The 13,664-nt window shown below is 72.9% G+C and carries 11 protein-coding genes; 4 read left to right on the forward strand and 7 right to left on the reverse strand.

Features of this window, described 5'->3' with window-relative positions; all coding sequences use genetic code 11:
- Nucleotides 1-469: 469 nt before the first annotated feature.
- Nucleotides 470-2,137: an ATP-dependent DNA ligase gene (locus tag WME89_RS42060; protein WP_438005214.1), complete on the forward strand. Its 1,668-nt coding sequence runs from the start codon at nucleotides 470-472 to the stop codon at nucleotides 2,135-2,137.
- A gap of 19 nt (nucleotides 2,138-2,156) precedes the next feature.
- On the opposite strand, the gene WME89_RS42065 is transcribed toward WME89_RS42060, so the two are convergent.
- From WME89_RS42065 to WME89_RS42075, 3 genes are read right to left on the reverse strand one after another with little or no spacing between them, the layout of a single operon-like run.
- On the reverse strand, nucleotides 2,157-3,677 hold the full coding sequence (locus tag WME89_RS42065) for a hypothetical protein (RefSeq protein ID WP_438005215.1): 1,521 nt from the start codon (nucleotides 3,675-3,677) through the stop codon (nucleotides 2,157-2,159).
- Nucleotides 3,678-3,736: 59 nt separating this feature from the next.
- Nucleotides 3,737-6,526, reverse strand: a complete 2,790-nt coding sequence (locus WME89_RS42070; RefSeq protein WP_438005216.1) for an ATP-binding protein — start codon at nucleotides 6,524-6,526, stop codon at nucleotides 3,737-3,739.
- Nucleotides 6,527-6,571: 45 nt separating this feature from the next.
- Entirely contained in the window at nucleotides 6,572-7,213 is a 642-nt protein-coding gene (locus WME89_RS42075; RefSeq protein WP_438005217.1) for a hypothetical protein, read from the reverse strand.
- A 355-nt stretch (nucleotides 7,214-7,568) separates the two neighbouring features.
- Between WME89_RS42075 and WME89_RS42080 the strand changes: the two genes are divergently transcribed.
- The 3 genes from WME89_RS42080 (at nucleotide 7,569) to WME89_RS42090 (ending at nucleotide 9,908) form a co-directional block, all read left to right on the forward strand.
- Complete coding sequence (locus WME89_RS42080; protein ID WP_438005218.1) at nucleotides 7,569-8,246, forward strand: hypothetical protein; 678 nt, start codon at nucleotides 7,569-7,571, stop codon at nucleotides 8,244-8,246.
- A 302-nt stretch (nucleotides 8,247-8,548) separates the two neighbouring features.
- On the forward strand, nucleotides 8,549-9,361 hold the full coding sequence (locus WME89_RS42085) for a hypothetical protein (RefSeq protein WP_438005219.1): 813 nt from the start codon (nucleotides 8,549-8,551) through the stop codon (nucleotides 9,359-9,361).
- Nucleotides 9,362-9,404: 43 nt separating this feature from the next.
- A complete protein-coding gene (locus WME89_RS42090; protein WP_438005220.1) occupies nucleotides 9,405-9,908 on the forward strand; it encodes a hypothetical protein in 504 nt (167 codons plus the stop codon).
- A 303-nt stretch (nucleotides 9,909-10,211) separates the two neighbouring features.
- Here the strand turns inward: WME89_RS42090 and WME89_RS42095 are convergent, their stop codons facing one another.
- The 4 genes from WME89_RS42095 to WME89_RS42110 all read right to left on the reverse strand — a co-directional run bounded on the left by WME89_RS42095 (nucleotide 10,212) and on the right by WME89_RS42110 (nucleotide 13,391).
- Nucleotides 10,212-10,703 (reverse strand): hypothetical protein, encoded by a 492-nt coding sequence (locus WME89_RS42095; RefSeq protein ID WP_438005221.1) that lies wholly within the window; start codon nucleotides 10,701-10,703, stop codon nucleotides 10,212-10,214.
- Nucleotides 10,700-11,026 (reverse strand): hypothetical protein, encoded by a 327-nt coding sequence (locus tag WME89_RS42100; protein WP_438005222.1) that lies wholly within the window; start codon nucleotides 11,024-11,026, stop codon nucleotides 10,700-10,702. The genes WME89_RS42095 and WME89_RS42100 overlap by 4 nt, the downstream gene beginning before the upstream one ends.
- 113 nt (nucleotides 11,027-11,139) lie before the next feature.
- Nucleotides 11,140-12,552, reverse strand: a complete 1,413-nt coding sequence (locus WME89_RS42105; protein WP_438005223.1) for a serine/threonine protein kinase — start codon at nucleotides 12,550-12,552, stop codon at nucleotides 11,140-11,142.
- Complete coding sequence (locus WME89_RS42110) at nucleotides 12,546-13,391, reverse strand: hypothetical protein (RefSeq protein ID WP_438005224.1); 846 nt, start codon at nucleotides 13,389-13,391, stop codon at nucleotides 12,546-12,548. The genes WME89_RS42105 and WME89_RS42110 overlap by 7 nt, the downstream gene beginning before the upstream one ends.
- Nucleotides 13,392-13,664: the final 273 nt, after the last annotated feature.

Here is a 13,664-nt window from a genome sequence, read left to right on the forward strand (position 1 = left end):
TCAATTTCTCCGCTGAAAATGGCTGCAAAATGAGGAGAAATGAGGGGATTCCTCAAGCTCTCGCCCTCTCCCGTGACTGGCACCCGACCGGCGGATGCGCCCTCGCTGCGCTCTCTCGGAGATGTCCGCGCGCGTGGACGCTTGGACACCCGGCCCGCCGCTGCGGCCAGCTCATGATGTCTCGACACGAGAGAATGACCTGATAATTCCCCGTCGCTCTCCGGAAGTGGCTGCACTCGGAAGTGGCTGCGATCCCGCACGAAAAAGATCTTTTCTGCTCCTCATTCTTACACCCTTTGGTAGGCTCTCGCTCAGCCCATGCGGAGAACTCTTGGCGCCTGTGGGTCAGGCTCGATCCTGCGGAGTCCCTCGGCTCGGTAGTAGAGGACACACTGCGGCGGCCTCATCACACGACCCGTCGAGCGTGCGCTGCGCGTGCGCTCGTGAGATGCCAGGGTAGGATGCCTGCGTGCTCGTCTCTGACCTCGTCGCCACCTCCGAGCGTGTCGCCACCACGTCCAGCCGTCTCGAGAAGATCGCCGCCCTCGCCGACCTCCTGCGCCGCCTCTCGCCCGAGGAGGTGGAGATCGGCGTCGACTGGCTCGCCGGTCGGCTGCGCCAGGGCCGGATCGGCCTCGGGCCGGCGATGGTCACCGAGGCCCGCCGCGCCGGCCCGGCCGCCGCCGAGCCCGCGCTGACCCTGGGGGAAGCCGACGCTGTCTTCACGGACATCGCGCGCACGACGGGCGCCGGGTCTGCGGGGCAGCGCCGCGCGGCGCTCGGCAGGCTCCTCGCCCGCGCCACCGAGCTCGAGCGCGACTTCTTCGCGCGGCTCCTCGTCGGCGAGCTCCGGCAGGGCGCGCTCGAGGCGGTCATGATCGAGGCGGTGGCGCGCGCCGCGGGGCTGCCGCCGGCCTCGCTGCGGCGCGCCGTCATGCTCGCCGGCGACGCGGCCGAGGTCGCCAAGGCCGCGCTCCTCGAGGGGGCGTTCGGCCTCCAGCGCTTCTCGCTGCAGCTGCTCCGCCCCGTGCAGCCGATGCTGGCGCAGGCCGCCGACGACGTCGTCACGGCGCTCGGCGAGCTCCGCGCGATGGCCCTGGAGTGGAAGCTCGACGGCGCGCGCGTGCAGGTGCACAAGGCCGGCGACGAGGTGCGCGTCTTCAGCCGCAGCCTCAACTCCGTCACCAAGGCGGTCCCGGAGATCGTCGAGGCGGTGCGGGCGCTCCCGGCCCGCTCGCTGGTGCTGGACGGCGAGGCGATCGCGCTGCGGCCGGACGGCGCGCCCCACCCGTTCCAGGTCACGATGCGCCGCTTCGGCCGCACGCTCGACGTGGCCGCGCTGCGCGCCGATCTGCCGCTGCGCGCCATGTTCTTCGACGTGCTGCACCTCGACGGCGAGGACCTGCTCGACCGGCCCGGCAGCGAGCGGGCCGCCGCGCTCCGCCAGGTGCTCGACCGGTCGCTGCGCGTCCCGCGGATCGAGCTCCCGACGGCGGCCGAGGCCGAGGCGTTCTTCGCCGACGCGCTCGCCCGCGGCCACGAGGGCGTGATGGCCAAGTCGCTCGCCGCGCCCTACGAGGCCGGGCGGCGCGGCAGCTCGTGGCTCAAGGTGAAGCGCGCGCACACCCTCGATCTCGTCGTGCTCGCGGTCGAGTGGGGGAGCGGCAGGCGCCGCGGGCTCCTCAGCAACCTGCACCTCGGCGCCCGCGACCCTGGCGCCGGCGGCTTCGTCATGCTCGGCAAGACGTTCAAGGGGATGACGGACGAGATGCTCTCCTGGCAGACGCAGCGGCTGCTCGAGCTCGAGATCACGCGCGACGCCTACACCGTCTATGTGCGGCCGGAGCTCGTCGTCGAGATCGCCTTCGACGGCGTGCAGGCGAGCCCGCAGTACCCAGGCGGCCTCGCGCTCCGCTTCGCCCGCGTGAAGCGCTACCGCCCCGACAAGGCCGCCGCCGACGCCAGCTCCATCGACGAGGTGCGCGCCATCCACGCCGGTGCGCTGGCGCGCGAGGCGGCCGAGCGGGCCGCGCCCGCGCGCGAGGCGGCCGAGGGCGGCGCGCCCGCGCGCGACGCGGCCGAAGGGGGCGAGCCGGCGGGGGGCGGCGACGGGCCGGCCGGGGGCGAGGGGGCGTGAGGCGGGCCGGCCCGGCGCTTCAGAGCGGCAGGTGGGCGAGGAGCACGTCGCCCGAGCCCTCGCTCCGCAAGATCCCGTAGCCGCTCTGCGCCTCGCCGTGGAAGCTCGTCACGAGCGAGAGCCTCCCGTGTGCGTCGAGCACCGCGGCGCCCAGGCCGAAGGACCCGTTCTGCGTGTCGATGATCATCGTGCCGACCTCGGCGATGTGCCGCTGCGACCCGAACGCGCCCGTCGCGGGCTCGTACACCGCGACGTAGCTCCCCCGCACGTCGACCGCGCCGCCGCCCAGGTCGAAGGGTGCGCCGATCGAGGCGATGAGCGCGACGCGACCGTCGGGCGTGAACGAGAGGCTCGTCCCGCCGACGTGGGCCGCGGGGAGCACGTTCGCCCACTGGACCGCGCCGTCCGGTCCGGCGAGCTTCGCGAGGAACGCGCCGCCCGCGCTGTCGGTAGGTCCCTTGCCGAGGTCGGCGCCCGCCGCGAGCTGGCCGGCGACCAGGACGTCGCCGCGCGCGTCCACGAGCAGCGCCTGGGCCTCGTCGCCGAGGCCCAGGCCGTGGTCCTCGGGCGCGCCGAAGTGCCTCGACCAGAGGTGGGCGCCGGTCCGGCCCGAGTACTTTGCCACCCAGGCCTCGTCTCCGCGCAGCCCGGTGATGGGCCCGCCGCCGAGATCGGCGCCGTCGGAGAAGCTGCCGGCCACGAGGATGTCGCCGCTCGGGTCCACCGCCACCCCGCCGATCGGCGCGAGCGAGGAGGCGCTGCCGGAAAGGCTCCCGAGCCGTCGCTCGAAGACCGGCGTCCCGTCGATGGCGAGCCTGGCGAGGAGGAGGCTGCCCCCGGACTGGCCGGCGACGATCACGCTGTCGTCGGGGCCGGCGGCCACGCGGCCCGCGAGATCGTCGCCGGGGCCGCCGATGCGGCGCGCCCAGCGCAGGTTGCCGCGCCCGTCGAGCGCGACGGCGAAGAGGTCGTGGTCCGCCGGCGCCTCGAGCGACAGGGCGCCGACCTCGAGCGGCCCGCTCGCGTAATGACCGACCACGACGACGCCGTCATTGCCGAAGATGGCGGCGCCGGTGCTCGTCACCAGGCCTCCGCCGAAGCGCTGCGCCCACTGCAGGGCGCCCTCGTCGGTGTACTTGGCCACGAAGAGATCCTCGAAACCGGCGGGCGCCGTCGGGCCCGCGCCGAAATCGGCAGGCCCGCGCGAGCTGCCGGCGACGAGGACGTTCGCGCCCGGGTCGATCGCCAGGGCCATCGCCTGCTCGATGTCGGGGCCGGCGATCTGCCGGTGCCAGGCGTCCCCCGGCGGAAGCGGCGCGTCGCCTCCCGCGCCGCCTCCTCCCGTCTCCGCCGCGCCGCCTCCCGCGCCTCCCCCGCCGGGCCCGTCGCCCCCGCCGGGCCCGTCGCCCCCCGCGCCCCCACCGCCGGGCGCGTCGCCGCCCCCTCCGGCCGGGCCTGCGGCGAGCTCGGGGACCTGGAGCTCGCCGCAGCCGGCGAGCGCGATCGAAGACGCGAAGAGAACCGAGGACAAGATGCGCATCGGAGGACCTCCACCGGCGAGGCTAGATCTCCGGGCGCGGACCGCTCCTTAAGCCGCCCTTAATCGCGGCCGTCGCCCCCCGTCGCCGGCTCGACCGCGACGTGGTGGACCGGCAGCGCGGGATCCAGCGAGTATCCCTCCCCGTCCCTCCGGAGCCACGGCTTGAGGCCGAGCTTCCGTAGCTGGTTCATGGCGACGTAGATCCGGTTCGCCGCCGCGCCCGGGAGGATGCGCTCGCCGGGCCAGCCCGCCTCTTGCAGCGCGGCGAGGGAGAGGCCTCGGCCCGGGGCGCGGCGCTGCTGCTCGGCCAGGGCGACGAGCAAGCGCCGCGCCGCATGACGCTCGCGCAGGTCGTGCCACGACCCCCCCGGCGGGCGGCAGAAGCGCGCGCCTTCCGTCAGCAGGAGCTCGCGCTCGCCGCCCTCGCCGCGTCCCTCCGGCAGCCCCAGCGCCGCCAGGCTGCGCTCCAGGATCCGGAGCAGCAGCCGCACGTCGTCGGAGCGGCTCGCGCTCGACGGCGCCCCCTCCGCTCCTTCCCGCGCGCGCGCGATCTTCCGCCGCGCCGCCCCCGCGCGCGCCGCCGCCTCGTCCCCTTGCCCCGCGCGGCGCGCCGCCTGCGCGAGCGCGACATCGACGAAGCCCGACGCCACCCGCGCGAGCTCCACGTCGGGCTCGTCGCCGAGCTGCGCGAGCAGCCGCTCGGCGGGTTCCAGCGCGCGCCGCGCCTCCTCCACCTCCTCCAGCGACGCGAGCGCCGCGCCCAGCCGGCAGAGGGCGATCGCCTCCGAGCGGCGGTCGCCCACCTCGCGGAGCAGCGCCACGGCGCGCCCGTGGCAGGCGCGCGCCTCGGCGAGGCGGCCCTCCTCGTGGTGGAGCGCGCCCAGGTTGCCGAGCGTGATCGCGAGCAGCCTGAGGTCGCCCACCTCGCCGAGGATCGCGGCCGCGCGCTCGTAGCGCCGCCGCGCCTGCGCGGGCGCGCCGCGCTCCTGCTCGAGCAGGCCGGCGTTGGTCGAGAAGATCCCCTCGAGCCGGCCGTCGCCGATCTCCGCCGCGATCGCGATCGCCCGCTCGTAGTAGCCGGCGGCCTCGCCCTCGCGACGCTCGTCGTGGTGGAGCGCGCCGAGGTTGCCGAGCGCGCGCCCCTCCGCGCGGCGATCGCCGAGGGCGCGGTGGAGCGCGAGCGCCTGCTCGTAGTGTTCGCGCGCGCGCTCCATCTCGCGCCGCCCGTGGTGGAGCACGCCGAGATCCGCGACGATCCCCGAGAGGAGCGCCTCCGCGCCGAGCGCCGCCGCCTGCGCGCGGGCGCGCCCGAGATCCTCGAGCGCCGCCTCCGCCTGCCCGCGGAGCCGGCGCGCGCGCCCCCGCGCCGCGAGCGCCCGGGCGACGACGAGCGGATCCGCCGCGAGCTGCTCGGCGGCGGCGAGCGCGCGGTCGAGCGGCTCGAGCTGGGCGCCGAACGGCCCGCGGGTGCTGAGCACGGGCTCCACCGCGCACAGCGCCCGCAGCGCGCGCTCGGCCGCGGCGCGGCGGCCCTCGCCCTGCGGGCCCGCGGCGCGGCTGCCCTCGCCCTGCGGGCCCTCGGCGACGGCCGCGAGCGCGCCCTCGACGGTGGCCGCGAGCGCGCCCTCGGCGACGGCGAGCAGCTCCTCCAGGTCGCCCGCGATGCGGTTGAGCGCGTCGAGCGCGCCGCGCCGCTCGAAGTCCGCCGCGGCGGCCTCGCCGGCGGCCAGGTAGAAGGCGGCGTGCCGCTCGGCCGCGCCCTCGCGCTCCCCGCGCTCGGCGAGCTTCTCGGCGGCGAGCTCCCGCACCCCCTCGTAGAGCGCGAAGCGCGTCGCCCCGTCGCTCCCCGGGGGCGCGGCGCGGAGCAGCGACTTGTCGCGCAGGGCCTCGACGCGATCGATCGCGGCCGCGTCGGGCTCCGCGAGCACGGCCGCCGCGGCCTCGAGCGTGAACGGCCCGCGGAACACCGAGCAGCAAGCGAGCGCCCGGCGCTCGCGGTCGTCGAGCAGGTCCCACGACCACTCGATCGCGCCGCGCAGCGTCGCCTGCCGCGCCTCCCGGCCGCGCGCCGCGCCCGCGAGCAGGTCGAGCCGGCTCCCGAGGCGCGCGAGCAGGCCGCGCACGCCGAGGACCCCCTCGCGCGCCGCCGCGAGCTCGATCGCGAGCGGGATCCCCTCGAGCCGCCGCACCAGCGCGGCGACGTCGGCGAGGCGCTCGCCGTCGGGCGGCGGCGGCGCCGGGGCGCGGTGGGCGGCCGCGCGATCGAGGAAGAGCGCCACGGCCGCGCTGCGCTCGGACGAGCCCTCGGCGGGCAGGCCGAGCGGGCCGAGCTCGTAGCTCACCTCCCCGGGCAGGCGGGTGCGCTCGCGCGACGTCACGAGGAAGCGGAGCTCGGGCGCGGCGCGCACCCACGCGTCGAGGGCCGGCGCCGCCGCCTCGATCACCTGTTCGAGGTTGTCGAGCACGAGCAGCGCCCGCCCTTCCGCCGCGAGCGCGCGGCCGATCCGCTCGACGAGCGTCGCCTCCCGGCGCCCTGCCGCGACCTGCGCGCCGATCGCGCGCGCGACGGCGCCGCAGACGGCGCGCAGATCGCGGCAGGCGGTGAGCTCGCAGAGCCACACGGCCTCGCCTGCCTGCGCCTCGGCCCACCCGCTCGCGAGCTCCAGGGCGAGCCGCGTCTTGCCCATGCCCGCTGGTCCCCACAGGGTCACCAGCCGGTCGCCGCGCCGGAGGAGCTCGGCGATCCCGGCGAGCTCGCCCTCCCGGCCGATGAAGCGCGACGCGGGCAGGGCGAGGCGCTGCCTCCGCGGTCGAGCTGCCTCCGCCACCCGCCGAGCTTCGATCGGCACGGGGCGGAACTCAACGACGGAGCTGGAGCGCCGCGGAGGGGGAGATCAGGGCCGATCGAGCGGGGTCACGAGGAGGTGCTTCCGCGCGCCATCGACCTCGACCCGCACCTCGATCCCGCGCCGATCGATCTCGTGGAGCGAGCGGATCGGCGTCACCTGCGCGTAGCGGTCGCCGGCGCCGCACCAGGTGCCCTGGAGCGCTGGCGCCTCGGCGCCCTCCGGCGTGTGGACGACGACCCCGGTGCGGCAGCCGCTGTCGACCGCTGCGTAGAGGCCCTCGGCGCGGTCGAGCGACGCGGGGCGCAGGTGGAAGGCGAGCTCCGCGCCGTCGGGCGTGCGCAGCCGGCCGGCGTCGCCGCCGGGCTCGGCGCTGGCGGTCCACCCGCCTTTCGCGAGGGAGAACGCGCCGCTCGCGTCCGCGGGCCCCTCGAACCAGCGCGTCATCGTCGCGTAGCTGCTCGCGCCGCCGCAGACGTAGAGCGTGACCTGGCCCTCGCCGCGCACGGCGGCGACGACGGCGTCCGTGCCCTCGACCGCGCCGACCGAGGTCTCGGGCGCCGGGTTCACGGCCTCCGCCGCGCACCCGGCGGAGAGCATGAAGCCGAGCGCCCCGGCGGCGCGCGCGAGCGCGCGGGCGCTCTTCAAGCAGTAGAGAACGATCTCCCCGGAGCGATGAAACAAGCCCATGGGGTCGTATTTTAGCCGAGTCCCAGGCGGAGGCGCCGGTGATCCGCGAAGGGCGCCGCCGAGCTCCGTACCTGCAAGCGAACGCTGACTGGCGCGAGCCTTCGCGAAACCGGGCTCGAAAGAACCGCCCAGATCTACGCTGCTGGTGACTGGCGGGATTCCGATGCTCCCGCGGCCCTGTTCACCGTCGCCGGTTCACCGGATCGGGTGCGGAGCCCCGGCTAGCGGCGGCGTTTCGACGCCCGGCACCGTCCTCCCTGTGGCCCTTCGAACGTTGACACGCGCGGAGCGGCACTGGTAGGGTAGCCCACGGCCCACGCAGGGGTGGATCCGTCAGTCGGAGAGGGGAAGACCGATGAACTATCGGCTGGGTGGCGCCCTGCTGGCGGTGCTCACCTGCGGCTGCTCGATCGTGGATCCCAGCGACCGCGACGAGCTGAGAGACCGGATCGCGGCGATGCCACTGCAAGCGATATCAGAGCTCAAGAGGTGGGGCATGAACACCGCGGCGGTCAGGTGGCTTAGAAGCAAGGACGAAAAGGATCAGGTCGGCAAGCTTCAATGCCGCTACCAAGCCGGTGGTCAGTGGACCAACTGGGCCGACCAGGAACCTCCGTTGACTGTCGCCGACATGCTCTATCATCTCATCAAGACCCCTTTATGGATAACTTATGAGATGGCCAAGGACCAATGGGAATCCGTGGAGCGTCAAGCCAGGAAAACGGATCTCATGAACAGCCTGCCAATCCCTGGCGGAGCGACCGTGGAGTGCCGGTTTGTGTGGGACTTCCGCTACGATCCGGAGAAGGTGCCGGTCGAGCTGACGGACCCCGACGAGTTCGACTCGGACGACATCATCGATGCCATGATCGCGGTACCGGCACCGCCTCCCGGATGGGCCTTTCCTGAGCTCGTCCCGCTCCTCTGTCCGCTCGGCGCCGGGCCGGGCTGGGGATGCCCGCCCACGCCTACCGACCCGACCGGTGGTCAACCGACAGACCCGACCGGTGGTCAACCGGGAGATCGGCCGTGAAGTGGTGGTCAAGCTTCCCGCCCGGAGGGGTCCAACTGCGCGAAGCGGTCGCCGGACACGGCATCTTTACAACCAGGGACCCCGAAACATGGAAGTGGGACCTCGAGAATCTGGGCAGGCATTGCGCCGAAGCGTGGCGCGACGACCTGCTCGAGGAGGACCGCGCATGGGCAGAGCGACACCGCGAGAAGTTCGCGCGGTGGATCGACGACTCGCGACCCCCGGGCGTTGGCCAAGGCAACGCAGGCGCTCCCCCGAGCCGCCACGGACGCGTCGACGGGCAGCCGGCCCCACCCTGGCCGATGCTGCTGGAGGCCGTCCAGAGCGCGTTCTTTGCCATGCTCGAGGCGTTCAAGAAGGAGCGCCCCGGCACAAGCGAGCTTGCTGCGGCCGACCCGACGTCTCGCCTCCACAGGACCTATCTCTGGCGGACGCTGACGTCCGACGACACGACCGAGGAGCTCCGGGCCCAGGCGCTCCGCGCTTTCCGGAGAGGGTTTCGGATCGGGCGCCGCGGAAAACCGAGGACGCTGACGAGGCCAATCCCGCCGATGCTGCAGCCGCCCGTCGGCTGGGACGTCGCGCCTGATCTCCCCGGGCCGAGTGCCGCGCGCGACCGCGCGATCAGGGCCCTGCCGCCGCCGGCCAGTCGAGAGGAGCTTGCTTCACGCGAGCAGGAGCTCCGCGCGCTCTATGCGAGCGCATGGCGGGAGGACGTCCCGGAGGAGGACCGCATCTGGGCAGCGATATACCGCGACACCTGCACGATGTCGGTCAATTACCGCTGGCGGAGGGCCCTCGCGCAGAGCGCCTACGAAGGCTATCTCCAGAGCAGCGATGGACGCTTTGGCGGGGAGCCCGCTCGACCGTGGATGAGCCTGAGCCACCACACCTCGGAACCATGGTGCTCTTTCGTGGATCGCGTCGTGGAGGCGCCCGAAGGCGAGAGCGATCTGGCAACGGCCGAGGCGGCAGTATGGGAATACTGGGACACGCTCTACCGGGAGGCGCCGCCGTGGGACAGCGACCCGGACCAGGCGCACTGGCTCGCGGCGCTCCGCGCTGCTCGAAGAAAGGCGCAGGCCGACGATGGGCCGCCGGATATGGACGAGTAGCGCGCTGACCGGGCCGTGCGCCGCGATTGTCGCGCTGTCACTCATGTCCACGGGCGCCCAGGCGGAAGAAGGCGCGCCGACGCGATGGCAAGTCGACGTCAAGGCGGCCTATGTCGTGCTGGGGACCCATGCCGCGCGGGCGACCGGCGGCATCATGCCGTCGGTCACCGGCATGCGCCGATGGCCCGTCCGTGACGCCATGGACATCGGCATCGGCGCCGACGTGGGGCTTTTCGGTCTCGGCGGCGGCGCACGCTGGCTCGGCGTCCTGGGAGGCCCGACGGCGTCAGCCCGGGTCATGCCGTTCCGCGCGCCCCTCTCCTTCGAGCTCACGGCGCGGCTCGACCTCGGGCGCATCCCCGTGTGTAACGCGTGGGGGTTGTGCCTACGGTACCTCGGGTTCTTTCCAGCCGCGGAGCTCGGGGCGGCCCATCTGTCGACGCAGCACGTGGCGGTCGTGGCGACGTGCGGCGTGCGCTTCATCAGGACGCTCGCGTGGTCTGGTGTCAGCGTGGAGCCCGCAGCGGCTGGTCGGATTTCCTGGTAGGCGTGACCGCCCGATTGGGGGAGGACCACCGGCCGACCGTGGCCGAGTCTCAGCTACTACGCCGCCGAATCCTGGCGTGCTTTCGCGGACCGCGTTGAGGCCGCGCCCGAAGGCGACGGCGAGCACGAGACGGCCGAGGCGGCAGCGCGAATGCTGGCACACGCTCTACCGGGAAGCCCCGCGGTGGGACGGCGATCCTTCCCAGGCGCACGGGCTCGCGGCGCTACGCGCTGCACGAAGAAAGGCGCTGGCCGGCGATGCGCCGTCGGAGAAGGCGCATCAGCCCCAGGGGAGCCCGCCCGGCTAGTCGGCCCCGCTGCAGTCCGAGACGTGAAAGACCGCCGTCTCGAGGCGCGCCCCCATGCCGTCGAAGTTCCGGATGATGTCGCACGGCCCCGCCGCCACGTCGGCCTCGTACGGGTCGCGTTGCTGCTCCTGGACGACGATCACGCATGCCCCCTGGTACAGCTTTCCACCAATCTCCGCGGATACATGGGGCAGACCGGCCTGGTCCACCAGGTCGAAGAACGAGAAGGCGGCCCCCTTCTCCTGCACCGTCACGCTGAGCTCGCTCCGATTGCGTATGATGCACCCTCCTGCGACCTCGCCGCTTGCATCCACGGCCCTGGTTCCGTTGCCACCCGTGTCGAGCACCAGCTCTTCGCCATCCCGCGTGATGGTCACCTTGCCCGAGACCTCGGGATGGGGGACGCACCCGCTGGTCGAGGTGCAAAAGGCAACCCAGAGCACCGATGAAAGCGCATACGCGAGGGCAGTTGCCAGCTGCTCGCTCATGTGGTGCATTCGCCGTAGCTTTGAGGGATCACCGTCGGCGGGTTACCCGCGGGGGCGCAGCACATCACGTGCTCTTCGCCATTTTCTTCCACGTAGATCGCATGGTCCTCGTACCCCTCCCAGCAAATCTCCTCCACTTCGGTCGGGATGACGCAAAGGATATACCCGTCCGGGATGTCCTCTCGAACAACGCCGGCGCAAGCACGTGCAAATGTCGGCGAATCCGGGGCGGTGGAGGAACCTTTTCTCCACCCGTCCCAGAGAACCTCGGTTGCTTCCGCGCAGCTTGGCGCCTCGTTCTGCGTGCCCTCCCAGAGCCACACGGCGGGGTCTCCCTCGTGGGGGCCTGAGCCGGGGCAGTCGAGATCGGGGGAACAACCTAGCCCAGCACTCACGCCGATGAACAGAAGAACGCATCGCATCGACAGAAGCCCTCCTAGTACGACGCAGGACCACAGCTGACGTCGCCGGCCTCGCAATATGGCCGGCGCAGCTCGGATTTCGCCGCCAGGCCTGCTCGTCGCGAGAGCGCAGCCCGCGGGCGGCGGTCCGATTCCGTTGGGACAATCGGCGCCAGAACTGGCAGCGGCGGCAAGCGCTCCCCTTTCCGCGGCGCCAAGACCTGCTCCGCCAATTCTGTCGGGAGCTTCTCCGCACGGCGCACGATCCGAGCCGGACGAGTCAAGAGCACACCCGCGCACATCGCGACGATTGCGGCGATCGAAACGGCGATGCGGCCGGCGAGCCTCCGAGGCGACGTTTCCGCAGGGTTGCTCCGGTCCATCATCGGTGCTCGCCCCGGTGCTCGGACGAGGGAGGGCGGCGGTGGCAGCTCCTGCGGAGCGGCAGCCGTCCGCGATGGCACGTCAAGAGGAGGAATCTCCGGCGGCGGAGCTTCCTCGTCGTTCAACAGCGAAGCCACCGGCTCGACCTCGGGCAAACGGGCGTCCGGCTCTTCCGTCACCGGAGCTGGCGAACGCGGACTCTCCAGATGGGAGCTGCGCAAGGTCGACGGCATTCCACCTGCGGCCGAGGCCTTCTCGCCGCCGCCCGGTTCTAGGTCCAGCGTGGCCCATGCGTCCACGAGGCCCTCGAGCACCGTGCTGAAGTGGTCCACGTTCCTGTACCTGCGACGCGGATCCTCTTCCAAGGCCATCTCGATGACGGCAGCGACAGCGCGCGGTATCTCGATCGGGATCACAGGCCTGTTTCGCTGCGCCCCCAACGTACCAGGCTGACCGGCGTCGAGCGAGCGACGGCAGACGAGCTCGTAGAGCAAGGTCCCAAGGCCATAGACGTCGGCCCGTGGCCCCACCCGGTCGCCGCTCAGCAGCTCCGGAGGCGCCACCAGCGGCTCCCGCGCGGCCTCGTGCGGCTCGATCCGGAACAGCCGGACCAGGCCGAACTGGCTGATGCAATAATCCCGATTCGACGTGATGAACACGCGATCCGGCCCCAGCGCCCCATGGCACCAGCCCAGTGCGTGGCAGCGCTGGATCGCGCGGGCGATCTCGATCACCATGCGCAGCGCGGTGACCCCGAGATCGGCACCACGCGTCGCGTCCTTGATGCTGATCCCGTGGCTTCGCCGGCACGCGACCCAGGCGGAGAGGCCGCCCGCGTCTCCATAGAGCACGGGCTCGACCTGCGGGACCGCTCGCGCGATGGTCTGCAAGCGCTGAAGCTCGGAAGCGAAGGCCGTCCGGTCCATCGGTTGGCCCTCGCGGAGGTGCAACCAGACGGTCGCGCCCTCGTCGCCTACCTGTTGGGCGAGGAACGTGCGGACCATGCCGTCGTGCATCTCGCTGAGGATTCGGTGACCTTCCCAGATGATACCAGGCTCTACCACGAGAAATGCACCTCCGCGCCAGCCCTGCGCGCGCGGATCTGGGCGCCGTTCGGCAGCAACGCCACCACGAGCGTCGCAGCACCCAGCGCGGTACCTGCGACGAGGGCTGCCGTGCTGATGTGCTGCTGTACCTCGATGGCGTGCAAATCCTCCAGCAACTTCGGGTTCCCAGCCGAACGGGGCTTGCACATCTCGGTCTGGAGGGCGCTGTCCTCGAGCGATGCCACGATGTGCAGCACGATCCCGGACACCAGGAACGCCCCCGATGCTGCTGAGCCCGCGTAAAGAAGCCACGGCGCCGGAGAAGCCGTCGGTTGTGCCGGCGCGCCCGCCGGCCTCGCCGGCGGCGAAGCAACGGGGCGAAGCGCCGCGGGCTCCGGGCTCAGGAGGACCGCCCGCGATGTTCCCGCGGTGACACGCACGGTGGAGCGCGCCTTCCGGCCGTCCGGCAACACCGCAGTGACCTCATGCTGCCCGGGCTCGACGTATATCCGGCCGGCCTCGTCCACGAGCCGGCCGTCCACGAGCACGGGCGCTGCCCCGGCAGGCGCGAACACATGGAGTTCCGCCACCTGCCGGCGGGTCGCGGCCAGGTCCGCGTGCCGTGTGTCGTGGAGTCGCCGCTCCTGGGGCGTGGCCGGCGGGCGCATCTCCTGCACACAGCGCGTGAGCTCCTCCGCGGCGTCCACCCAGCGCCCGAGGCGACGGTCGAGCTGCCCGAGCTGGCAGATCCCCACCGTGGATCTCTCGAGATCGTAGATCTGCGCCCACAGGTCGCGGGCGCGCGCGACGTCCAGCCGATCGAGGGCCGCCTCCGCCTCCCTGACCAGGGCTGCCACGCGCGGCGACCGTGGTAGCGAGGGCGGTCGCGGCGGCGGCGCGGCGAAGGCCGGTGAAAGCGCGAGGAGGAGCATCGTGACGGCCGCCGCTTTCGACCAACAGACGACCCATGCAGAACGCAACAAGGTTCACCTCGGCCCAACGCGGGGACCGGACGCCGCGCTGGCCCAATCCGGCGCGGCACCACCTTACTCCGCCCAGCCTCGCCGGAGCAGCGTCTGTTCCTCGCGCAGCGATGAATTACCATGGGTCGCCTGGCGCTGTGAATCCTG

Source organism: Sorangium sp. So ce321 (assembly GCF_051530195.1).
Lineage (GTDB): Bacteria > Myxococcota_A > Polyangia > Polyangiales > Polyangiaceae > Sorangium.